General features: G+C 50.2%; 21 protein-coding genes. 11 read left to right on the plus strand and 10 right to left on the minus strand.

Annotated elements, in window-relative coordinates; all coding sequences use genetic code 11:
- Positions 1-23 precede the first annotated feature (23 nt).
- The gene (locus tag SD10_RS25545) at positions 24-860 is read left to right on the plus strand and encodes a 3-keto-disaccharide hydrolase (protein ID WP_046577912.1); all 837 of its coding nucleotides are present in this window, start codon (positions 24-26) and stop codon (positions 858-860) included.
- 83 nt (positions 861-943) lie between these two features.
- Here SD10_RS25545 and SD10_RS25550 read toward each other — a convergent pair whose 3' ends face one another.
- Positions 944-1,432: a VOC family protein gene (locus SD10_RS25550; protein WP_046577914.1), complete on the minus strand. Its 489-nt coding sequence runs from the start codon at positions 1,430-1,432 to the stop codon at positions 944-946.
- 103 nt (positions 1,433-1,535) lie between these two features.
- A complete protein-coding gene (locus SD10_RS25555) occupies positions 1,536-1,742 on the minus strand; it encodes a hypothetical protein (RefSeq protein WP_046577916.1) in 207 nt (68 codons plus the stop codon).
- Between the two features lie 145 nt (positions 1,743-1,887).
- Here SD10_RS25555 and SD10_RS25560 point away from each other — a divergent pair, with 145 nt between their 5' ends.
- Positions 1,888-5,178 (plus strand): S41 family peptidase, encoded by a 3,291-nt coding sequence (locus tag SD10_RS25560; RefSeq protein WP_082111690.1) that lies wholly within the window; start codon positions 1,888-1,890, stop codon positions 5,176-5,178.
- Positions 5,179-5,293: 115 nt separating this feature from the next.
- On the opposite strand, the gene SD10_RS25565 is transcribed toward SD10_RS25560, so the two are convergent.
- Positions 5,294-5,779, minus strand: coding sequence for a DUF6265 family protein (locus SD10_RS25565; RefSeq protein WP_046577918.1), 486 nt, complete (start codon positions 5,777-5,779; stop codon positions 5,294-5,296).
- Between the two features lie 97 nt (positions 5,780-5,876).
- Positions 5,877-6,179, minus strand: a complete 303-nt coding sequence (locus SD10_RS25570; protein ID WP_179945476.1) for a hypothetical protein — start codon at positions 6,177-6,179, stop codon at positions 5,877-5,879.
- Positions 6,180-6,258: 79 nt separating this feature from the next.
- Here SD10_RS25570 and SD10_RS25575 point away from each other — a divergent pair, with 79 nt between their 5' ends.
- The 3 genes from SD10_RS25575 to SD10_RS25585 all read left to right on the plus strand — a co-directional run bounded on the left by SD10_RS25575 (position 6,259) and on the right by SD10_RS25585 (position 8,828).
- On the plus strand, positions 6,259-7,164 hold the full coding sequence (locus tag SD10_RS25575; protein WP_046577921.1) for a DnaJ C-terminal domain-containing protein: 906 nt from the start codon (positions 6,259-6,261) through the stop codon (positions 7,162-7,164).
- Positions 7,165-7,276: 112 nt separating this feature from the next.
- Positions 7,277-7,570: a chaperone modulator CbpM gene (locus tag SD10_RS25580; RefSeq protein WP_046577923.1), complete on the plus strand. Its 294-nt coding sequence runs from the start codon at positions 7,277-7,279 to the stop codon at positions 7,568-7,570.
- A gap of 133 nt (positions 7,571-7,703) precedes the next feature.
- Positions 7,704-8,828 carry a DmpA family aminopeptidase gene (locus SD10_RS25585; protein ID WP_046577925.1) on the plus strand — a complete coding sequence of 375 codons (1,125 nt, stop codon included), beginning with the start codon at positions 7,704-7,706 and terminating at the stop codon, positions 8,826-8,828.
- A gap of 10 nt (positions 8,829-8,838) precedes the next feature.
- On the opposite strand, the gene SD10_RS25590 is transcribed toward SD10_RS25585, so the two are convergent.
- The 3 genes from SD10_RS25590 to SD10_RS25600 form a co-directional block, all read right to left on the minus strand.
- Positions 8,839-9,405, minus strand: a complete 567-nt coding sequence (locus SD10_RS25590; protein WP_046577927.1) for a hypothetical protein — start codon at positions 9,403-9,405, stop codon at positions 8,839-8,841.
- 98 nt (positions 9,406-9,503) lie between these two features.
- Positions 9,504-11,570, minus strand: coding sequence for an OPT family oligopeptide transporter (locus SD10_RS25595; RefSeq protein ID WP_046577929.1), 2,067 nt, complete (start codon positions 11,568-11,570; stop codon positions 9,504-9,506).
- Positions 11,571-11,652: 82 nt separating this feature from the next.
- A complete protein-coding gene (locus tag SD10_RS25600; RefSeq protein ID WP_046577931.1) occupies positions 11,653-12,321 on the minus strand; it encodes an AlbA family DNA-binding domain-containing protein in 669 nt (222 codons plus the stop codon).
- 220 nt (positions 12,322-12,541) lie between these two features.
- Between SD10_RS25600 and SD10_RS25605 the strand changes: the two genes are divergently transcribed.
- Positions 12,542-13,030, plus strand: a complete 489-nt coding sequence (locus SD10_RS25605) for a sterol desaturase family protein (RefSeq protein WP_046577933.1) — start codon at positions 12,542-12,544, stop codon at positions 13,028-13,030.
- 94 nt (positions 13,031-13,124) lie between these two features.
- Here SD10_RS25605 and SD10_RS25610 read toward each other — a convergent pair whose 3' ends face one another.
- Positions 13,125-13,346, minus strand: a complete 222-nt coding sequence (locus SD10_RS25610) for a DUF2795 domain-containing protein (protein ID WP_009284883.1) — start codon at positions 13,344-13,346, stop codon at positions 13,125-13,127.
- A gap of 316 nt (positions 13,347-13,662) precedes the next feature.
- Between SD10_RS25610 and SD10_RS25615 the strand changes: the two genes are divergently transcribed.
- A complete protein-coding gene (locus tag SD10_RS25615; RefSeq protein ID WP_046577935.1) occupies positions 13,663-14,391 on the plus strand; it encodes a copper homeostasis protein CutC in 729 nt (242 codons plus the stop codon).
- A gap of 35 nt (positions 14,392-14,426) precedes the next feature.
- Here the strand turns inward: SD10_RS25615 and purU are convergent, their stop codons facing one another.
- Positions 14,427-15,332, minus strand: coding sequence for a formyltetrahydrofolate deformylase (gene purU / locus SD10_RS25620; protein WP_082111691.1), 906 nt, complete (start codon positions 15,330-15,332; stop codon positions 14,427-14,429).
- An 80-nt stretch (positions 15,333-15,412) separates the two neighbouring features.
- Here purU and SD10_RS25625 point away from each other — a divergent pair, with 80 nt between their 5' ends.
- From SD10_RS25625 to mog, 3 genes are all read left to right on the plus strand, one after another.
- The gene (locus tag SD10_RS25625) at positions 15,413-16,426 is read left to right on the plus strand and encodes an isoaspartyl peptidase/L-asparaginase family protein (protein ID WP_046577941.1); all 1,014 of its coding nucleotides are present in this window, start codon (positions 15,413-15,415) and stop codon (positions 16,424-16,426) included.
- A 95-nt stretch (positions 16,427-16,521) separates the two neighbouring features.
- Complete coding sequence (locus SD10_RS25630; protein ID WP_046577943.1) at positions 16,522-18,342, plus strand: glycosyltransferase; 1,821 nt, start codon at positions 16,522-16,524, stop codon at positions 18,340-18,342.
- 46 nt (positions 18,343-18,388) lie between these two features.
- The gene (gene mog / locus SD10_RS25635) at positions 18,389-18,913 is read left to right on the plus strand and encodes a molybdopterin adenylyltransferase (RefSeq protein ID WP_046577945.1); all 525 of its coding nucleotides are present in this window, start codon (positions 18,389-18,391) and stop codon (positions 18,911-18,913) included.
- A 78-nt stretch (positions 18,914-18,991) separates the two neighbouring features.
- On the opposite strand, the gene SD10_RS25640 is transcribed toward mog, so the two are convergent.
- Positions 18,992-20,206: an anhydro-N-acetylmuramic acid kinase gene (locus SD10_RS25640; protein WP_046577947.1), complete on the minus strand. Its 1,215-nt coding sequence runs from the start codon at positions 20,204-20,206 to the stop codon at positions 18,992-18,994.
- A gap of 82 nt (positions 20,207-20,288) precedes the next feature.
- Between SD10_RS25640 and SD10_RS25645 the strand changes: the two genes are divergently transcribed.
- Positions 20,289-21,185: a fructosamine kinase family protein gene (locus SD10_RS25645; protein ID WP_046577949.1), complete on the plus strand. Its 897-nt coding sequence runs from the start codon at positions 20,289-20,291 to the stop codon at positions 21,183-21,185.
- The last annotated feature ends 53 nt before the right edge of the window (positions 21,186-21,238 follow it).

Raw genomic sequence — 21,238 nt, forward strand, 5'->3', positions numbered from 1 at the left:
TCTCTTACTTAAACGTTATCTCAATGACATTACGTCTTCTACCCGTTTATGCCTGCTGGCTGATGGTTACACCTGCCATGGCCCAATCGTCGGCTAAATGGCAATCGTTGTTCAATGGAAAAGACCTAAGCGGCTGGGAAACCTATCTGGATAAGCCCTACGCTAAAGACGGCGAGAATGACAAAACGCCCTCAATCGGGCTGAACAACGACCCAAACCACGTTTTTTCGGTCGTTACGGTGGATGGTAAACCAGCCTTGCGAATCTCGGGCGAAACCTTCGGCGGCATCAACACGCTGGCTGACTATGGCAACTATCACCTCCGTATGGAATTTAAATGGGGCACGAAGAAATGGCCTCCCAAACTCGATCGCCCCCGCGATAGTGGGTTGTTGTATCACAGCGTTGGTCCGCACGGAACGCCCATGTTGTGGATGGAATCCTTCGAATTACAAGTGCAGGAGGGCGATTGCGGGGATTACTGGGGTGTTATGAATGTACTGGCCGACATTACCGCCCGTAAGACTGAAAAAGGTGCTTACGTGTATGATCCAAGTGCCTCTATCATACAATTTCAGGACAAAACACCGGTTGGACGGTCATGCCTTAAAAACCCGGACGCCGAGAAACCATCCGGTCAATGGAATGTGCTGGAGTTATACTGCTTCGGTGATACCTGTGTACACGTCATGAATGGTAAAGTAAACCTGGTCCTGACCAAAACAAGGCATATTGTCAACGGTCAGGTAGAACCACTAACAAAGGGTAAACTTCAGATTCAGTCCGAAGGAGCTGAGGTGTTCTACCGCAACATTCAACTTCGGAACATTAGCCAGTTACCGGCGGAATTGGTCAAGTAGTAATTCTGATAGCACTGATGGCGCAAGGCTAGAGCCTTGCGCCATCAGTGCTATCAGAATTAAGCAGTGAAAGGATCGTCCGGCTAGTCTATTTCCCCAAGCAGTCCTTCTAAATCCAATGGATGCGTAAACATCTCGATGGACCCATCGGATTTCAGTGGCCACTCGTCACGGGGTCGGTCCCAATACAGTTCAACGCCATTACGGTCCGGGTCGTTGAGGTAAATGGCTTCCGAGACGCCATGATCCGATGCACCCGTAATGGGGTAGTTCGCGTCCAGGAGCCGCTTCAAGGCCACTGCCAGATCACGGCGTGTCGGGTATAAAATGGCGGTATGAAACAGACCGGCAGCCCGCGTTGGCGCAGGTGGGGCATCTTTGCTGTACCAGGTATTCAGGCCAATATGATGATGGTAGCCACCAGCGGAAATAAAGGCGGCCTCCTTCCCATACATGGTGACGAGCGAGAAACCAAGCAGGTCCCGGTAAAATGCCAGTGCCCGGTCGAGGTCGGCGACTTTCAGGTGAATATGACCAATGCGCGTTTGAGCGGGAATGGTGTAATCAGACATGACTAAACGAGTTCAAACAAGTGGCTAATTTGGTGTATCAACACGAATCTGTCAGCTTTCGTTTTGGCTGGGTCAATTAACGAAGTAACCCATCGACCAGCCCTCAAATACCTGCACCGACGAATTTCTTCTCTATAGCTGGTAGCCGGGAAAACTGTTTCTCGAATTTGCTGCTACCCATCAAACAGTCCGAGTCGCTCTGGTAGCGCATCTCCCGCATTTCGTCGATACTTGGCTTGATCAATCCGCCCAGCTCATCCTCCGGTTCGGCAAAACCAAGTGGTTTGGCCAGATCCCATACGCGAAGCAAAAGCCTGGCAAACCCTTATATAATTTGCCAACTCCGTATAACAGCCGTATTTTTATAGTGTAATGCATCCGGAATAAAAACCTTTCACGAAGCACCCCTTCCAAGTCTAACTACCCAACTCATCAATCAACTGATCCATTTTCCAATGTTCACCTCGACTACATTTACCTTTCTACGATTTGCCTTATTCTTTGCCATGGCTTTTCCTGTAGCCGGGCAATCGCAACCAGCCATACCCACGCCTAAATTCGCCTTTGCCGAGCCGAGCCTTTCTCCCGATGGAGCCGAAGTCGCGTTTGTATCGGGTGGCGATATCTGGACGGTTCCCACCGCCGGTGGAGAGGCCCGACTGCTGGTTTCTCACCCCGACAATGAATCCAGGCCACTTTATTCGCCGGATGGTAAGTATCTGGCATTCGTCTCGTCTCGCACTGGCAACGGTGATGTGTATCTGCTGACACTCGAAACCGGCGCCATAAAGCGCCTTACTTACGATGATGGCGCCGAAGTACTCAATGCCTGGTCGCGGGATGGAAAGATGATTTATTTTCAATCAACCAGCCGGGATATTGCCGGTATGAACGACATCTACCGGGTTTCGGTGGCGGGTGGTACGCCAATGGCCATTACCGCCGACCGATACGCCAATGAATTTTATGGTGCTCCCTCGCCAGATGGTAAAACGCTGGCTTTTTCGGCGCGGGGAATTGCGTCCAACCAATGGTGGCGGAAAGGACATAGCCACCTCGACGAAACCGAACTTTGGCTATATCATACCGACGCGAAAAAAGCCGGATCTGCTTATGAACGGCTCACCGAAGGCGGAGCGAAAGAGCTTTGGCCAATGTGGAGTCAGGACGGCAAATCACTCTTTTTCGTCTCTGATCGGTCACAGGCGCAGAATCTCTGGACTCAACCCTTAGGTGGCAAACCTACCATGCTTACAACATTTACCAATGGGCGGGTTTTGTGGCCGTCCATCGGGTATGATGGCAAAGCCATTGTGTTTGAGCGCGACTTTCAGCTCTGGAAATACGACATGGGCAGCCGTCAGGCCGCCCCAATTGCCGTTCGGCTTCGGGGCGTAGCCGCAAGCCCGGCCGTTGAACGGCTGAAACTAACGAATCAGTTTCGCGAACTTAGCCTGTCGCCCGATGGCAAAAAAGTGGCTTTTGTGGCGCATGGCGAGGTGTTTGCCGCTTCGGCTAAAGACGGTGGCGATGCAACCCGCATTAGTCATAGTGCTGCCAATGAATCACAACCCGTCTGGACACCCAACAGCCGAAGCCTTGTCTACACCTCAACGCGCGACGGTGTGTCTCACCTTTACCGTTATGACTTTGCTACCCGCGATGAGACACGCCTAACGGACGGCACGCTGGATGATGGGTCGCCGGTATTTTCGCCCGATGGCAAATCACTCGCCTACGTTCGGAATGGGCAGGAACTGCGCGTGCTGGACATTGCGACCAAAAAGGATCGTTTGCTAAAAAAAGCGTATCTCGGAAGGCCTCCTTTTGGCTCAAACGGCTCGGTTGCCTGGTCGCCGGATGGTAAATGGATCGCGTTTGCCTCCTATGGCGCAAAGACCTTTCGAAACATCGCTATTATTCCAGCGGCTGGTGGCGAAAGCAAGCCCGTGAGTTTCCTGGCCAATACCTTTGGCGGCAATGTAAGTTGGAGCCCCGATGGAAAATACATCCTGTTTGGTACGACTCAACGCACTGAAACCGCCCAGATTGCCCGCATCGATCTGGTGCCCCGTTCACCCAAATTCCGCGAAGATCAATTCCGGGATTTGTTCAACGAAGAAGTACCCAAAACGCTGAAGCCAGCACCCACATCGCCCGCTGTTGCCAAAACAGCTACCCGCGACACCAGCTCGCTCGCCCTTGGCGACACGGCTAAGTCAGGCCGGGGTGGCGCGACAAAGATTGTCTTTGACGATATCCGGCAACGGTTGAGCCTTCTGCCGGTGGGCGTCGATGTCGATGCGCATTCGATCAGTAAAGATGGCAAAACATTACTCCTGATTGCCACAGTAGCGGGTCAGCAGAATTTATACACGTATTCTCTTGATGAATTAGGGCGCGATCAAAGTGTAGCCCGGCAATTAACCTCAACTGCGGGCAGTAAAAATGGGGCACAGTTTTCGCCCGATGGTAAAGAAATTTTTTACCTGGAACAAGGTCGGATTCAGTCGATTGCGCTGGACAAGCGCGAGCCAAAACCACTGGCCGTAACGGCTGAAATGGACGTCGATTTCGGCGATGAAAAGGTGCAGGTTTTCCGACAAGCCTGGGACATTCAGCATAAGGGTTTCTACGATTCGACATTCCATGGGGCCGACTGGAAAGCGATCCGGGCGGAATATGAACCATTGGCAGCGGGTTCTCGAACACCCGACGAGTTGCGTCGATTGATTAGTCTCATGCTGGGAGAACTGAATGCGTCGCACTCGGGCATTTCGGCCCCAGCGGGTTCGATTCAAACAACCACAGGGCGGCTTGGGCTACGCTTCGACCGGGTCGAATATGAAAATACCGGTAAGCTAAAAATTACCGAAGTCATCGCCCTTAGTCCGGCCGCCCTATCCGGAACCATCAAACCGGGCGATTACTTGCTCGGCGTTGACGACACAAAAATTACGGCCACGACAAATCTCGACCAGTTACTGGAGAACCAGATTAACCGTCGCCTATCGCTTATGATTGCCTCATCGCCCACGGCGCCACCGCAGGAAGTGACGGTTCGCCCGGTCAATTTAACGACCGAGAAAGGGTTGCTTTACAAACAATGGGTCCAGCAACAACGCCAGTACGTTGAAAAAGTCAGCGGTGGTCGACTTGGCTACGTGCATATGTACGACATGTCGGCCGAATCGCTGGCGCAACTGAGTCTCGACCTGGATGCCGACAATCACGCCCGTGAAGGTGTCGTGGTCGATGTTCGGAATAACAACGGCGGGTTCGTCAATGCCTATGCGCTGGATGTGTTTACGCGCAAAGGTTACATGACCATGACATCACGCGGCCTACCGGCAGCTCCGGCCCGAACGCAACTGGGCCAGCGAGCATTGGAAACGCCAACGATTCTGGTAACAAACCAGCATTCCCTATCCGATGCCGAAGACTTTACCGAAGGCTATCGGACGCTTAAGGTGGGTAAAGTCGTAGGCGAACCCACGGCAGGCTGGATCATTTACACCTCAGCCGCCCAACTTATAGATGGATCGAACCTGCGGTTACCGTTTTCAAAGATTACGGATAATATGGGCAAAAATATGGAGTTGGCACCCCGCCCGGTCGATATCGCCGTGTCGCGGCCAATTGGGGAGAGCTTTACGGATAAAAATGTACAACTGGATACCGCAGTGGCCGAATTACTAAAAGAATTGAATGAAGCGAAAGCGTCGAAATTAAGCAGCGGTAAATAAGGCTATTACGTCAGCCAAAGTGATCGACCCGGCTTCTCGTTAATTTGAGAGGCCGGGCCAATTATTTACTTGTTGTCCGGGCTAAGCCAGAGATTGGCCCGGAAACAACCACGACTTATTTCACGCGATTGAAGACAAATAAATCAGCAAATGTCCACTTCCCGTCTTTCTGCTGCCCACGCTGGATAGCTAGCTGGTCTTTCCCACGTTTCTCGTAAATAATCCGAATGGAGCCGTCCTCTTTCTCGAACAGCGCCTTTTCCTTACCAGCTTCGATAAACTTGTAGCGGTCCGATTTATCCTTTTCTTCCTGGCCGATCAGACCAGGTTTAAAATGTTTGACCAGAACCACAGGCCCCTGTTCGGTCTGCTCAAAAATCAGCATTTCGTACATGCTAACTTTGTCATCTTTCATCATCCGCATAAACCCAGTGAGATTATCGCCCACAGGCGCAATCCAGGAAGCTTCAATTGGGCCGCCATTAAACGTCCCTCGCCAGCGGCCTTCCATAAAGGCAACATCGGAAAGAGAGCCTTTGGTTGTTTGGGCCTGCGTTGTTAAGGATACGAAGAGAGCAAGGATAAAAAAAAGTCGATTCATGGAATTAAGGGGACGTAAGGTTGGAACTGGTTTTTGCAAGAAAGCCGTCTCATGATACCACAAGACGGCTTTTTGCAAAGAAGTAAAACACGAATATTTACCGTAAATCAAGAAGGCCGAACGCTTCAGAAGGTGGCACGTTCAGGTTTAGAAACTCAAATTTTGGCCCTGCGTTCAATGTTCTTAACGCTCCATAAACCTTTTCGCTTTCGGTATCTGACGACAGATAGTAAAGCACATTTGCCTCCGTATCTGCCTGTGCAAACAGTTTTGTATCATTCGGAATAATCATCCGATTCGTCAGGTTCAGCTTGTTCTTCTGACGAAACACAAGCCGGGCAAATTCACCCGTTCGCTTCGCATGACTAACGTTGACGGGTAGGATTTGCAGGTTTTTCAACAACCTTCCTCCTTAATTATGTGTTTACAGGGGTAGTTACGAACGATCATTCATCTATACATACCCGCCACGACATAACATGGACTTTATCGATTATTATAGCGTTCTGGGCCTACCGAAAACGGCCTCAGACGAAGATATAAAGAAAGCATACCGTAAGCTGGCCCGGAAACACCATCCCGACCTGAACCCCAACGATGCGGAGGCTAACAAAAAGTTTCAGCAGATCAACGAAGCAAACGAGGTACTAAGCGACCCCGAAAAGCGCAAGAAATATGACCAGTACGGCAAAGACTGGCAACATGCCGACCAGTTCGAACAGCAACGTCAGCAACAGCGCTCACGCCCGCAATATACACAGGGCGATACCGGCGACTACGATTTCTCGGACGGCTTCGGCGGGGCCGATTTCTCAGACTTCTTTGCATCGATGTTCGGCCAGGATGCAGGATCGCGAGGAAGCCGCCAACAGGCTAAATTTCGCGGCCAGGATTATCAGGCAGAGCTGCATCTGAACCTGAAAGATGCCTACACGACGCATAAACAAACACTGACGGTCGATGGAAAGAACATTCGGATCACCGTGCCGGCAGGCATCGAAAACGGTCAGAAAATTAAGTTGACGGGCTACGGGGCTCCGGGCGTTAACGGTGGCCCTGCTGGTGATTTATACATCACCTTTGTTATCGCCGACGATAGCCGCTTCAAGCGCAAAGGAAATGATTTATACGTCGATGAAGAGATTGATCTGTACACGGCGTTACTGGGTGGCGAAAAAGTAATTGAAACGCTGGACGGGAAAGTAAAGCTAACCGTTCCGCCCGAAACCCAAAATGGCCGCAAAGTCAGGCTGAAAGGCAAAGGATTTCCGGTTTATAAACAGGACGGTTCGTTTGGCGATCTCTATGTGCAATGGCAGGTCAAACTCCCAACCAACCTTACCGATGAGCAGAAAGACTTATTCCGGCAATTAGCCAGTATGTAAAAAATAGGTTTACGGTAGTTGCGGTTCCTCGCCGGGATTTTCGGTGGATGACGCGTCAACCGAAAATCCCGGCGGGGAACCGCAACTACCGTAAACCGCAAACTTTCTTCCTATGCAGCCCAATCACCTTATCCCCATTCGTGAATTCTGCGTACACAATCATGTCGAAATCACGTTTATTCAATTTTTAGCACAACAGGGCCTTGTCGAAACCGTAGCGATTGAGCAGGCTGTTTACATTCAGCCCGAGCAACTTCCGCGCCTAGAAAAATTTGTTCGGCTTCACCAGGATCTGGCTATTCACCCCGATGACCTCGATGTTGTAAACGATCTGCTGGACCGGATGGAAGACCTCCAGCAGCAAGTAACGCGGCTACAGAATAGACTCATTTTCTACGAACGATAAGATAATCCGTTCATCCGGGTCAGCATATATGCTACCAGACGAGTACCGTTAGAAGGAGCATTCTTAAGTACGAGCGATGGGCAAATAGCAGGTGGCCGTGTATATTAGCCTGACAAAGCGCTAAAAGCTCCTGATGATCCCGTACCTTCATTGCCTGTTGGCAACTTCGCTGCTTACTATTGTTCAGTCTGCAATGGCCCAGACACCCAAACGTCCCCGCGACTACGGCATCCGGTTTGGTGTGCTACCGACAGGTCCATTCAATGCGATTACCGATGTTCCGGGGGTTCTTGTCGGGCAGGTAACGCTCAGGCAGGACCAAACCATTCGCACAGGCGTTACGGCCATACTTCCCCACAGCGGCAACCAGTTTCAACAGAAAAATCCAGCGGCCATTTATATCGGGAACGGCTTTGGTAAACTGATGGGCTACAGCCAGGTTGAGGAGTTGGGGACGCTCGAAACGCCAATCATTCTGACCAACACGCTCAGTGTGCCCACCGCTGCAGATGCGTTGATTGACTACACGCTAGCGCAAAAAGGCAACGAACAGGTCCGGTCGGTCAACGCGGTGGTGGGCGAAACCAACGACGGCTTTTTAAATGACATTCGTGGGCGCCACGTTACGAAACAACATGTGCTCGATGCCTTGAAGCAGGCAAAAGCGGGGGCTGTTGCCGAAGGAAACGTTGGAGCCGGAACGGGTACCGTTTGCTTTGGCTTCAAAGGCGGCATCGGTACATCATCGCGTAAATTACCGGCATCGTTGGGTGGCTACACAGTCGGAGTACTGGTACAAACGAATTTTGGGGGCGTTCTGCAAATTGCCGGTGTTCCGGTTGGTGTGGCATTGGGTCGTTATGACTTTAAGAAAAATCTGGATGGCTCGTGCATGATGGTCGTGCTGACCGATGCACCCTTAGATGCCCGCAACCTCAAACGGCTGGCCAAACGGGCGTTTATGGGCCTGGCCCAAACCGGTGGTATTGCCTCGAACGGCAGCGGGGATTATGTCATTGCCGTTTCGACCGCTTACCAGATTCCGCACGAGACAACCAGCTCGTTCGATGAACAGAAAGTTCTGCGTAATGACAATGTCTCCCCGCTATTTATGGCTGTAATTGAAGCAACCGAAGAGGCAATTATCAATTCGTTGTTTGCGGCCCAGACACTCACCGGCGATCAGGGTCATCGGGTCGAGCAATTACCTGTCGAAAAAGTGGTAGAGTTGATCCGGAAAGCAGGCCAGCTACATTGACCGGTTACGGCTAGTTACGTTCCAGCTTTTGGTGTCCGCTACGCATCGCCAACTTTACCAGCCCATATACTATTAACCCCAGTATAATGGCCGTCACCGTCCATTTCAGGTTAGTCAGTAGTGAACAAAAGGCCGTAACAACCCGTGAGGTCGCTGGGTAACTGTTGAGCAGGTAGACAATACAACTGTTCTCTAATAGATCGAAAACCAATATACTAACGGGTAGCAGATTGACTAACCGGAAAGAGGTGTACGTTCTATGTCTGAACAACAAGGTCAGTAAAATGCAAAATAAGAATGTGTAGATAAACGGGAAAGCAACGTCAATTGTCAGTTCGCCCTGTGTATAAATAGCCCGCCCAGTCGGCCCATATTCGGCAACCATTTGGTTAATTCTGGTCGGATTATAGCCAACCAGCAGGTCGATTGGCCCGATGGGTTGGCCTGCCTGAGCGTTAATGCTCGCTTCAAGATTTTTTAAGAAATAAGCTGGAAAAGGTACGAAGAGGCCAATGGCCAGTAATAACGTTTTCCAGGATGAGATTCGATAAAAAAGAGTGGACAGGTTGTTGAGCATGGATATGAAAGTTAGGTCTGGCGATCATAACGTATCAATAAACGCTAATTCTCCGCTTCCTACCAACAAAGTCCACTTAGTTTACTAAGCGGTGGTTCCTATACCTCCTGCTTGCCTTCTGCTATGCGCCACAATAGGACAGCCAGACCTGCAAAGGCCAATGCGCCCAGCAGCATGTAGCCCCCCTCGCCCAGGGCTCTGCTCAGAAATGGCTCCAGTGTGAGCGCCTGTAACCCATTATATATTGCTTCGTTAACCGATAGTAAAGCCACCGCGACCCCGGCCAGTGCTCCACCCGCAACCAGTCCGGTTGCAAACAGGCTTCCTTTTCCCAGATCAGCATCTTCCTCAACTGTGCCTTTTCGCTTGGCATTCCAGTCAACAAGGGCTTTCACAAGTCCACCCGCAAAAATGGGCAACGTTGTTGATAACGGTAAGTAGAGCCCAACCGCAAAGGCCAGCGCGCTAACCCCACATAACTCGAATACAAAAGCAATGAACACACCAACCAATACAAACTGCCAATCGAGGTTGAACGACAATAAGCCTTTAATGAGGGTAGCCATCAGTGTTCCCTGTGGCGCCGGAAATTTGTCGGAGCCGATGGCGTGGGTGATTCCCTGCGCCAGCAGATCGGGTGTGGGCGTGTCCAGAATTTTTACCGTTGCCCCAACGACTAGCGATGAGACAATGACACCAATGAACAACGCCATTTGCTGGTATTTCGGCGTAGCACCAACGATATAACCTGTTTTGAGGTCCTGCGAGGTAGCTCCCGCGTTGGCAGCCGCTACACAAATCATGCTGCCAACAACCAGCACCGCCGGTTCAAATGCTTTTCCCGTTAGTCCGAAGCCGATAAAGATAAGCGCGGTTCCCATAATGGTAGCAATGGTCATTCCAGACACTGGCGACGAACTTGACCCAATTAGCCCTACAATTCGGCTGGCGACGGTGACGAAAAAGAACCCAAAAACGATGACCAGGACGGCAATCAGTAACTTGGTCAGTATGGAATCACCCGGAATTTGGGGCAATACGACCATCAATATTGCCAACACGATGCTACCGATGATAACAATTCGGACATTCAAATCCTGCTCGGTACGGGCAATGGCACTCTTACCGCTCAATGCATCTTCGGTTTCAATAGCATTGATAGACGCCCGGCTGAAACTTTGCCGAAACGAGGAAATAATGGTTGGAATCGTTTTGATGAGTGTCATAAACCCACCGGCCGTAACCGCTCCGGCACCAATTTGCCGAATATAAGCCCGATATACGGCTGCGGCCGTGTCTGTAAACGTATGTGTGGCGGGATTCCAGCCGCCGGGTCCGCCGGCTGTTTGAAGGTTGGTCAAATAACCGAGTTTTTGTAGCTGTAACGCAATGGTGTCACCCGGCACGACAGATGCCAGCAGCGGGATGAGGCCAAGCCAGGCCAGAATACCGCCACCAACTAGCACCGCCGATATACGAAAGCCAATGATGTAACCCACCCCCAGATACTCGGGCGTTATTTCGCCAGACACCTGAGCCGATGGAAAATAGCGGTTGGTCTGTTTCGTTGCCCAAATCGGCACCTCGGCAATGATATGCAGCACCTTTTGTAGAAAAGCATACAGCAAGGCTGCTCCCAAACCCAGGTAGGCCGTTTTTGCAAAGTCGCCCCCTTTCTCGCCCGCAATCAGTACCGATGCACAGGCGGTTCCTTCGGGATAGGGAAGCGTGCCGTGCTCCTGCACAATCAGCGACCGTCGAAGTGGGATCATCATCAGCGTGCCAATCAGTCCGCCCAGGATGGCGAGCGTAAGAATTGTCCAGTAATTGAAAAAGTCAGCACCCGTACCGTTGGTCAGGAACAGGAAACCTGGCATTGTAAAGACAACGCCCGATGCGATGCTCTCTCCCGCCGATCCGGTGGTTTGGATGATATTATTTTCGAGAATGGTGGTATTGAGGAACCTGCGGCCCAGCGAGATGGCTAGCACGGCAATAGGAATGGAGGCCGATACAGAAAGTCCTGCTTTTAAGGAGAGGTAAACGGTAGCGGCCCCGAATAAAACGCCAAATACCGAACCGGTTATAATCGCTTTAAGGGTAAACTCGGCGGGTGATTCCGTTGCGGGCACAAACGGCTTGTGGGCAGGCGTGGGTAAGGACATTATCGTAAGATTTATTGGGCTTCATTCCTGAACCCAACAAAGTAAGCCATTCTCCAAACATACCGCACGATACCCGTTAACTTTATTGAAGCACCCGTGTCGTGTATTTATCCATCACATCGCTGGGATGAATGTCGAGAACGTGCGCCAGCACCAGCAAGACCAGCGTTCGGGAAGCGATCCGACGTGAGATACCCGCAATAGACGCAAACAAATCGACCGTTATGCTATTGTGTTCGCCGAGGTGTTGCATCAGCTTGCGCTCTTTCTCACCGTAATGAAAGCGAATATCCCGCTCGGCCTGTTCGCCTTTCAGGATCTCGCGCACTTCGCGGCTGGCCTGAACGGACTTGTCGCCCACACGCACATAGGCTTTCTTATTGTCGGGTTCGGCCGGATCGGGAATGATGTAGTGCGGACGAGTCGGGCTGCGCGGCACTCTAATAACCAGCACTTCGCGCTCGTCGTTAAGCTGTACCCGTTCGATGGTGTAAGAAATGCGCGGAAAACAGAATTTGTTGATAGCCCGGACGAGCAGGTATTCGTCCTCATCGGCATATTTCAATCCCGGAATTTTCTTGTCGTCTCCGACGCCGATGAGCATGATGCCTCCGTTTGTATTAGCGAAGGCAACCACGCCCCGAATAATTTTTTCGGGATGATTTGTTTTCAGCTTGAACTCTAAATTGCTACCCTCTCCCCGTTTGACCAGGTTCTTGAGTGCTTGATAGTCCATAACCGATGGGTTCATCTGGTTGACAACTGACTCCCGATAAAGATACGGCTTTTCCACAAACTTGCAATTATTTGGCTCGTATCTCTACTTTGCCACAAAATCCGGGTTTACTGGTGTCAACTTTTTGATGCCGCAAACCGTTAGCGAAGTAGATAATCTGACAAATAAGACAGAACTGGCAAAACGCTAAAAGTATCTGTCATTTTCTTATCTGTACTACTAAAGAAACACAAAAATGCTGGTAAATGTTGCTTTGGTCCTGGGGACTTTCCTGTTTATGGAAGGTGTGGCGTGGTTTACGCATAAGTACATTATGCACGGTTTTTTATGGAATTGGCACCGCGACCACCACAATCATCATAACGGTTTTTTTGAAGTGAACGATTTGTTTGCGGTCGTTTTCAGCCTGACCGCTATCGGTATGTTTCTGGCAGGTGTTGCCATACCGGAATTAGGCTTTTTGACTTGGATTGGGGCTGGTGTAACCTTGTATGGCTTATTCTATTTTATTTTCCACGATGTCATCGTTCACCGGCGCGTGAAGCTGAAAGTCGACACCAGCGGCCGATACATGCAGCGCATTATGCGGGCGCACTACATTCACCATAAAGTACATACGCGGGAAGGAGCAGAAGCCTTTGGGTTTCTCTACGCACCCAAAAAGTACGACCGGCCAATAAAAACTGCCAAACCAGAAACCAACTCTAAATCGACCCCGGCTTAATGTGTGATTGGTTGGCTATTCATAACCAGCAAACACATAAAAAAGGCGTATCCGTTAGCTGGAGTACGCCTTTTTTATGATGATGCCCGAACGACTAATACTCGTCTTCGTTGAAGAAGAAGTCATCTTTGGTTGGATAATCCGGCCAGATCTCTTCGATGCTCTCGTAAGGCTGCCCATCATCTTCAAGTTCCTGAAGGTTCTCAACAACTTCAAGTGGAGCTCCAGAGCGAATCGAGTAATCAATTAGTTCGTCTTTGGTGGCAGGCCAGGGGGCATCTTCCAGATAGGATGCTAATTCGAGTGTCCAGTACATAGTATGTTCGATATTTGAATGACTATTTTTTCAATGGGTGCAAAAGTAAAAAAACCGTTAATATCCAAGCTCTTTTTAGCAAAAATGTTCGCGCTTGGTCTTTTAAATGGATTTAGGCCATTAACGTGGAAAATAGATGATTGTTTTTCTTCTGTAAAAGAAAGGCACTAATTGGCGTTTCAAACACGAAAGAAAAGCCTATGTAACCTGCTTTTTCATTGACCATAATTTCGTTATCTGTCCGCCAATAAGTCCTAATGTAATTAATCCAGGGCTATTTGCCAAATTTATCTTCTACCTCTACCTAAGTTGTTTCATGCAGATTGAAGTGTGCTCTTATTCGCTTAATTCGTGCCTTGCTGCTCAACGAGCCGGGGCTAGTCGGATCGAACTGTGCGGTGGCCTGGCCGAAGGGGGCACTACGCCCAGCGCGGGCCTTATTCAATTGGTCCGTCAACAGGTAACAATTCCTTTCTATGTGATGATTCGGCCACGAGGGGGAGATTTTTTTTATTCGGAGACTGAATTTGCCGTTATGAAGGCCGATATCCAATTGGCCAAAGCGCTGGGAGCCGACGGACTGGTGTTTGGCCTGTTGAAACCCGATGGATCGGTTGATGAAGAACGGACCCGCCAGCTTATCGATTTAGCCGCTCCGCTTCCCGTTACATTTCATCGGGCTTTCGATATGACCCGAGCTCCGCTCGAAGCCCTCGAAGCCGTTGTTCGGGCGGGGGCCGTCCGCATCCTTACCTCTGGTCAGCAGCAAACGGCCGAACGGGGTTTACCTGTTCTTCGTCAACTCAGCGAAGCAGCGGCCGGCAGAATCGAAATTATGGCGGGGGCCGGCGTGAATGAACAAAATGCACAATTACTCATTGACACAGGCGTTGACGCCCTGCATTTAAGTGGAAGTCAGAAAGAAGATAGCGGCATGGTATTTCGGCAACCGTCGGTGTCAATGGCATCATCGTTGCCTGGCGAGTACGAAAACGTCGAAGCCAATGAAGCGAAAATCCGAGCAGTGGTTAGGTTTGCAGCATAACGCGGATCGCACGGACATCCCTGGTCCTGTCTGCATTACAGGACAATAGCCCGGTTACCTGATATAAACACACGGTCGTTGAATACTAATTTCAGTGCCTGGGACAACACAATCTTTTCGACATCTTTCCCTTCTGTCGCCATATCAGCTGCAGTGTGGCGGTGGTCCACTTCTTTTACATTCTGGGCAATAATTGGGCCTTCGTCTAAGTCATTATTGACAAAGTGAGCCGTTGCCCCGATGATCTTAACGCCCCGTTCGTAGGCTTGCCGGTAGGGATTGGCCCCCACGAAAGCCGGTAGAAATGAGTGATGTATGTTAATGATCCGGTTTGGAAAATGATTGACAAACCCGGCGGTCAGCACACGCATGTACTTAGCCAGTACCACATATTCGGGTTCATAAATGGCCATTGTTCGCAAGATTGCTTCTTCGTGCTCCTCCCTGGTTCTATCTTCATGCGAGATATAATGGAATGGTATCCCAAACTTACTAACCAGCGGCTGCAGGCTATTATAGTTGCTCACAACGGCCAGAATATTGGCATCCAGCTCATCGAACGCATAGCGAATTAGTAACTCACCCAGGCAGTGATGTTCCTTGGTTACCATGACGACAATGTTCTTTTTGCGCTTGGGATTTAGGCGAAACGTAATCCCCGACGACTTGGTAGCACCTTCCACTTGCTCGTCAAAACCGGGCACCGTAGTTTGCAATTCATTCAGCAAAGCGGCACTGTCGAACGCATCTGCTGCCCCTCCTGCCTGGATCGGCCCAGCCTCAAACTCTGTCCGCATAAAAAACCGTCCTGACGGGCTTACATATTCATCATTGTGAATGATGTTAAGACCATGCCGGAACAGTACGCCTGTTACGTGATAAATCAAGCCCTTACTATCGGGGCCATCCATAAGCAATATGTGTTTATCGGGAACTGCCATCCTTCGTTTCGAATAAATCGCTTAAAAGTAGTAAATGCCTGCCGTTTATTCCTTTAATTTGAGCCGTAAGCCCTATATCAATGGTAAATCGACGTCGTTTCCTAACCCTTAGCTCACTAGCCGGACTTGTTCCTTCGCTGTCATTCAGCCACTCAAAACTAATGCACATAGGCGCATCAAAGACGCTTTCAACTGCCGATTCTCCTAATTCTACCATACACACAGCTGGGCCATCCCCGCTGGTTATTTCAACCTGGAAACAACCCAAAGCCAACGCAGCCGCTCAGGCTGTGCTTGATCGGGGCGGGCGCGCCCTGGAGGCCGTCGAAGCCGGTGTCCGGGTACCCGAAGCCGACCCCGAAGATATGAGCGTTGGGTACGGGGGCCGCCCCGATCGCGATGGCCATGTTACCCTCGATGCCTGTATTATGGACGAGAAGGGGAATGCAGGGTCTGTTACGTTTCTGGAACATATCATGCACCCGATTTCAGTAGCACGGGCCGTCATGGAGAAAACGCCCCACGTGATGCTTTCCGGCGAAGGGGCGCTCAGTTTTGCCCTTGCCCAGGGGTTTAAGAAAGAGAATCTACTGACGAAAAAAGCCGAGAAGGAATGGCGCGAATGGCTGAAAACGGCCAATTATAAACCCATTGCGAACATTGAACGGCACGACACCATCGGCATGCTGGCCATTGATAGCAAAGGCGATATTTCGGGAGCGTGTACCACCAGTGGACTCGCCTACAAAATGCACGGCCGTGTAGGCGATTCACCCATTATTGGGGCAGGTCTGTTCGTCGATAATGAAATTGGGGGAGCCTGCGCTACTGGACTGGGTGAGTTGGTGATGCGTACCTGCGGTTCATTTTTAGTTGTGGAATTAATGCGACAAGGACGAACGCCACAGCAGGCCTGCGAAGAAGCGGCTTTACGCATTGTGAACAAGCAGGAATTCAAAGACATACAGGTCGGTTTTCTGGCCGTTAATAAGAAAGGTGAGCACGGTGCCTTCAGTATTCAGCCGGGTTTTAACTTCACGTTGTCTCAGGATAAAGAGACAAAAGTGACCGACGCCAAGTCATATTTAAAATAAACAAAATAATCTCGCATTGTTTATATTGTTTACTTGCACGGAAAACAGCCAGGAAGTCGTCGTAATTAACCATTGCGCCAAAACAACTAACTAATTTGGAAGCGGTATTCTCAACATCGAAGCGTAAATTACTACTCGAAATCGCCTGGGAGGTGTGTAATCAGGTAGGCGGTATCTATACAGTTATCCGGTCGAAAGTACCGGCAATGGTTGAAAAATGGGATGACAATTACGTCGCTTTAGGGCCTTATTTTCCGCAGCGGGCAGCCGCTGAATTTGAACCCATCACGGATTCCGACGAAACTGAAATTGGCCAAACGGTGCGAAAAATGCGCCAGCTAGGCTACCGTGTTGAGTATGGATACTGGCTCGTTACGGGCCGTCCAAGGGTCGTTTTGTTCGATATCAGCAGCATTACACCTGATCAACTCAATAAAATAAAGACCGATCTCTGGATCAACTATCAACTTTCTACGCTAAACGTTGAAGACCTCGTTAACCAGACGATTGCCTTTGGCGAAATGGTGCGCCTGTTTATTACGCTGCTGGCTGAAGACCATGCCCGGCGCGTCGATTTCGTGGCGCATTTTCACGAATGGATGGCCAGCACTGGTTTGCCCGACCTGCGCCGTGACAATGTGAAAGTGGCCACCGTTTTTACTACCCACGCGACTATGCTTGGGCGCTATCTGGCCCAGAACGAACCTGGCTTTTATGGCAAATTGCCTTTTTTCGACTGGAAGCGGGAAGCCCAGCACTACGGCATTGATTGCCAGGCCACGATTGAGCGGTTATCGGCTTTGCAAGCGCACGTTTTTACAACGGTAAGTGATGTAACAGCGCGTGAATGTGAGGTTTTCCTAGGGCGAAATCCTGATCTTGTTCTGCCCAACGGCCTGAACGTAACGCGGTTTGCGGCTGTCCACGAGTTTCAGAACCTGCACGTTCGCTACAAGCAGAAGATCCATGAATTTGTGATGGGCCACTTCTTCCAGAGTTATTCATTCGATCTGGAAAAAACCCTCTACTTCTTCACATCTGGCCGGTTCGAATTTACCAATAAAGGCTATGACCTCACGCTCGAAGCTTTGGCCCGCCTGAACTACCGGATGCGTGAAGCTGGTATGGACATGACGGTGGTGATGTTTATGGTTACCAAGCAACCCTACACCTCCATCAATCCCGACGTGCTTCACTCACGAGCCCTGCTCGACGAAATCCAGGAAACCTGTGAAAGCATTGAGAAACAGGTGGGCGAACGCTTGTTTCAGGCAGCCGCTTCTGATCCGCAAGGCACAGCGCTACCAGACTTGAATAATTTTGTCGATGAATACTGGCGGCTTCGGCTTCGGCGCACGGTACAAAGCTGGAAAACCAAGCATTTACCGCCCTTCGTAACGCACAACCTGGTGCAGGAGGACGATATGACACGGTTTATTCAAAAAGCCAATCTGGTCAATAATGAATTCGACCGGGTAAAAATTGTCTATCACCCCGATTTCATTGCCTCTACGAATCCGCTCTTTGGCCTGGATTATAGCCAGTTTGTGCGTGGATGTCACCTGGGCGTATTTCCAAGTTACTACGAGCCGTGGGGATATACACCCCTGGAATGTGTAGTCCGGGGAATTCCAACCGTGACCAGCGATCAGTCGGGTTTTGGTGATTTCATTATGCAAATCATGCGCGATTACGAGAACCGGGGTATTTACGTGATCAATCGCCGAACCCAGTCGTTCGAAGAAGCGGCTGATCAGCTAGCTGATGTTCTTTATCGCTTTGTGCGGATGGCTCAGCGCGACCGGATTCAGCAACGCAACCGCGTCGAAAGCATTGCCGATGTCTTTGACTGGAGCAGTCTCCGCTCTTATTACGATACAGCCCATGATTTAGCCCTGAAACGCCGGAAACCGTAGACAGATGTATGATATAGACTGTTAGTATATACATCGCACATTGCTTATGATTTATATCGGCATTATCAACGTTTCAGACCGGGCTAGCGCAGGTGTATATGAAGACATACCGGGAAAGGCCGTTGTTGGCTTTCTGACGGAATGGCTTAGTTGTGACTGGCAACCCGTATACCGCATTATTCCCGATGAACAGGATCAGTTGGAAGCTACGATGATTGAACTGGCCGACACCGAAGGATGCTGCCTGGTCGTAACCACGGGGGGCACTGGTCCCGCCCTTCGCGACGTTACCCCCGAAGCGACAGAAGCGGTTTGCCAGAAAATGATGCCTGGTTTCGGCGAATTGATGCGCCAGGAAAGTCTTAAGTACGTTCCTACGGCTATATTATCGCGCCAGACAGCCGGCATTCGTAATCAGACGCTTATTCTCAATTTACCGGGTAAGCCAAAAGCGATTGGTCAGTGTTTGTCGGTCGTTTTTCCCGCAATTCCCTATTGCGTTGATCTCATTGGTGGACCGTTCCTGACCACACACGAGAATAAAATGGCTGTTTTCAGGCCTAAAAGCTAGTTGTACCCACGGCCTTTAGCCCGTCCGTAGTTCTTTCCAATTGATACGAGGGCTGAAGGCCGTGGGTACAATTAACGTTCATTTTGGAAAACTAACCTTTCCCATTGAAACTGTAGGTACGCCCTGCCTGTCGCCGAAAGAGGTGCTTCCGCCAGCCAGGCTTTCGTTGGCCAGGACCGCAAACAGGACCGCTTCTTTGGCATCGCCATCGATGCCCAGACTGTCCGTACGGTCAAACTGGCAATCGGGAAGTGCCTTATACAGCCTTTGGGTCAATTGCGGATTATGGGCTCCGCCCCCGCTCATGTAAATCCGAAAAGCGACTTCCTTCTTTTCAGAGGACGAATTGAGCAAAACGCGCTCTATGGCTTGCGTGATGGTATCGGCGCTGAACTGCACGAGCGTGGCCATCAGGTCGGTTGCAGGTAGATCAAGGGTCTGACTACGTACCTGAGCTTCTTCCACATAAGGCACATTAAAGACTTCAGGACCAGTGGTTTTGGGGAAAGGAGCGTCGAAAAAAGGATTCTTCTTCAAGGCCAGCAATAGATCAGCATTAACCTGCCCCTGAGCGGCTAACTGGCCATCTTCATCGTAGGGTTTGTTGAGAAACTTCCGGGCATACGCATCCAGAAGTGTGTTCCCCGGACCAGTATCGGTGGTAAAGACCCGGTTAGCATCGCCATCGGCAGGTAAATACGTGAAATTGGCAATACCGCCCATGTTGAGCAAAATCCGATTCTCGCCCAGTTGAGAAAACATAAAATAATCACCATATACAGCAAGGGGAGCTCCCTCTCCCCCATGCGCAACGTGTTTTTGTCGAAAATCGCTGAAGGTTAAAATCCCCGTTACAGCGGCAATATGATCGCCATCACCAATCTGAAGCGTGGCATTGGGGAACTTATCGCGCCGGTGCTGACTTTTGGGGGCGTGATATACGGTTTGTCCGTGGCTTGCCACGATGTCCACTTCATCGGGGGCTACTCCCCAGTTGTGCAGGCAGTTGAGAATAAGTTGACCATGAAGCCGGCCAATGTATGGATTTAACAAACAAAGCTGTTCGAAGTCGATGGTGGGCTTAGCAAAAATGGTACGGATTTCAGCTTTGAATTCCTCATCGAAGGAAACCGTTGAGAAACGTTCGAGCGTAACGGCTGTCGCTGGCCCACTGCCCGAAATACGGCATAAGGCGACATCAAGGCCATCGAGTGAAGTACCCGACATAAGCCCAATGATCCGGCGGTCCGTTTTCCGGGCTATATCGTAAAGATGTTGAATTTGGGAATTCATAGACAATCAGGCAAATAGAACGGGGCTACCAGAAACGGCAACTTGACCAGTAGCCTTTGGAAAACCGACACGCAAATAACGCATGGATTTTTGGGGCGACGAGCAATTTTCTTTTTTTGAAAGCATTCTGTTTTCGGCCCTGGGCCAATCGGTCGAGGTGATTGAAATGCAGTTCATCTCCGGTGGTAATATTAATACATCGGCCCAGGTATTTTCGTCGGAAGGCGTTTTCTTCGTTAAATGGAATCAACTGGAACCGGCTGCCGATGGGCAATCCGAGCTGTTTGCCGCCGAAGCGAGAGGCCTTGATCTACTTCGGCAGACCGATACTATCCATATCCCGAACGTAATTGGTCATGGTCGCCATCTGGAAAAGGCTTACCTCATTCTTGACTACATTGATCCCGGAATACCGGATAAAGCTTACTGGGAAACCCTTGGCCATTCGCTGGCCGTTTTGCATTCGCACACGCAACCAACGTTTGGGTTAAATTTTGCCAATTATATTGGCTCATTAGCACAAACCAATACGCCTACCACCAACGGGTACGACTTCTTTTTTGAACAAAGACTGCTCCCCCAGGCTGGCTTAGCGTTGTACAAAGGGTTGCTGACCAAATCAACGTACGACGCTTTATTCCGACTCCGTGAACGTTTACCCGCTTTATTACCGAATGAGCGTCCTGCCTTGCTCCATGGCGATTTATGGTCAGGTAATGTACTGGTTAATGAGGACGGGCAACCGGCGCTGATCGACCCGGCGGTTTATTATGGCTTCCGTGAAGCGGAACTCGCCTTTACTAAATTATTCGCCGGTTTCGACGACCGTTTTTACGAAGCTTATCACGAAACGTTTCCTCTTCAGGATGGTTTCAGCGAGCGCATCGCCATCTATAACCTGTATCCACTGCTGGTTCATGTGAATCTGTTTGGCTCGGGCTACGTTAGTGGCGTAGAACGGGTATTGAAACAGTTCTAATATTCAGGCTAATCGGGAGATTATCCGCGCATTATTCAAACGGCCGATTCAGA

Source organism: Spirosoma radiotolerans (assembly GCF_000974425.1).
GTDB lineage: Bacteria > Bacteroidota > Bacteroidia > Cytophagales > Spirosomataceae > Spirosoma > Spirosoma radiotolerans.

Excerpts from the sequence above, each read along its gene's own strand:
- SD10_RS25545 (WP_046577912.1), top strand. The coding sequence starts at position 24 with ATGACATTACGTCTTCTACCCGTTTATGCCTGCTGGCTGATGGTTACA.
- SD10_RS25550 (WP_046577914.1), bottom strand. The coding sequence starts at position 1,432 with ATGTCTGATTACACCATTCCCGCTCAAACGCGCATTGGTCATATTCAC.
- SD10_RS25560 (WP_082111690.1), top strand. The coding sequence starts at position 1,888 with ATGTTCACCTCGACTACATTTACCTTTCTACGATTTGCCTTATTCTTT.
- SD10_RS25565 (WP_046577918.1), bottom strand. The coding sequence starts at position 5,779 with ATGAATCGACTTTTTTTTATCCTTGCTCTCTTCGTATCCTTAACAACG.
- SD10_RS25575 (WP_046577921.1), top strand. The coding sequence starts at position 6,259 with ATGGACTTTATCGATTATTATAGCGTTCTGGGCCTACCGAAAACGGCC.
- SD10_RS25580 (WP_046577923.1), top strand. The coding sequence starts at position 7,277 with ATGCAGCCCAATCACCTTATCCCCATTCGTGAATTCTGCGTACACAAT.
- SD10_RS25585 (WP_046577925.1), top strand. The coding sequence starts at position 7,704 with ATGATCCCGTACCTTCATTGCCTGTTGGCAACTTCGCTGCTTACTATT.
- SD10_RS25590 (WP_046577927.1), bottom strand. The coding sequence starts at position 9,405 with ATGCTCAACAACCTGTCCACTCTTTTTTATCGAATCTCATCCTGGAAA.
- SD10_RS25595 (WP_046577929.1), bottom strand. The coding sequence starts at position 11,570 with ATGTCCTTACCCACGCCTGCCCACAAGCCGTTTGTGCCCGCAACGGAA.
- SD10_RS25600 (WP_046577931.1), bottom strand. The coding sequence starts at position 12,321 with ATGAACCCATCGGTTATGGACTATCAAGCACTCAAGAACCTGGTCAAA.
- SD10_RS25605 (WP_046577933.1), top strand. The coding sequence starts at position 12,542 with ATGCTGGTAAATGTTGCTTTGGTCCTGGGGACTTTCCTGTTTATGGAA.
- SD10_RS25610 (WP_009284883.1), bottom strand. The coding sequence starts at position 13,346 with ATGTACTGGACACTCGAATTAGCATCCTATCTGGAAGATGCCCCCTGG.
- SD10_RS25615 (WP_046577935.1), top strand. The coding sequence starts at position 13,663 with ATGCAGATTGAAGTGTGCTCTTATTCGCTTAATTCGTGCCTTGCTGCT.
- purU (WP_082111691.1), bottom strand. The coding sequence starts at position 15,332 with ATGGCAGTTCCCGATAAACACATATTGCTTATGGATGGCCCCGATAGT.
- SD10_RS25625 (WP_046577941.1), top strand. The coding sequence starts at position 15,413 with ATGGTAAATCGACGTCGTTTCCTAACCCTTAGCTCACTAGCCGGACTT.
- mog (WP_046577945.1), top strand. The coding sequence starts at position 18,389 with ATGATTTATATCGGCATTATCAACGTTTCAGACCGGGCTAGCGCAGGT.
- SD10_RS25640 (WP_046577947.1), bottom strand. The coding sequence starts at position 20,206 with ATGAATTCCCAAATTCAACATCTTTACGATATAGCCCGGAAAACGGAC.
- SD10_RS25645 (WP_046577949.1), top strand. The coding sequence starts at position 20,289 with ATGGATTTTTGGGGCGACGAGCAATTTTCTTTTTTTGAAAGCATTCTG.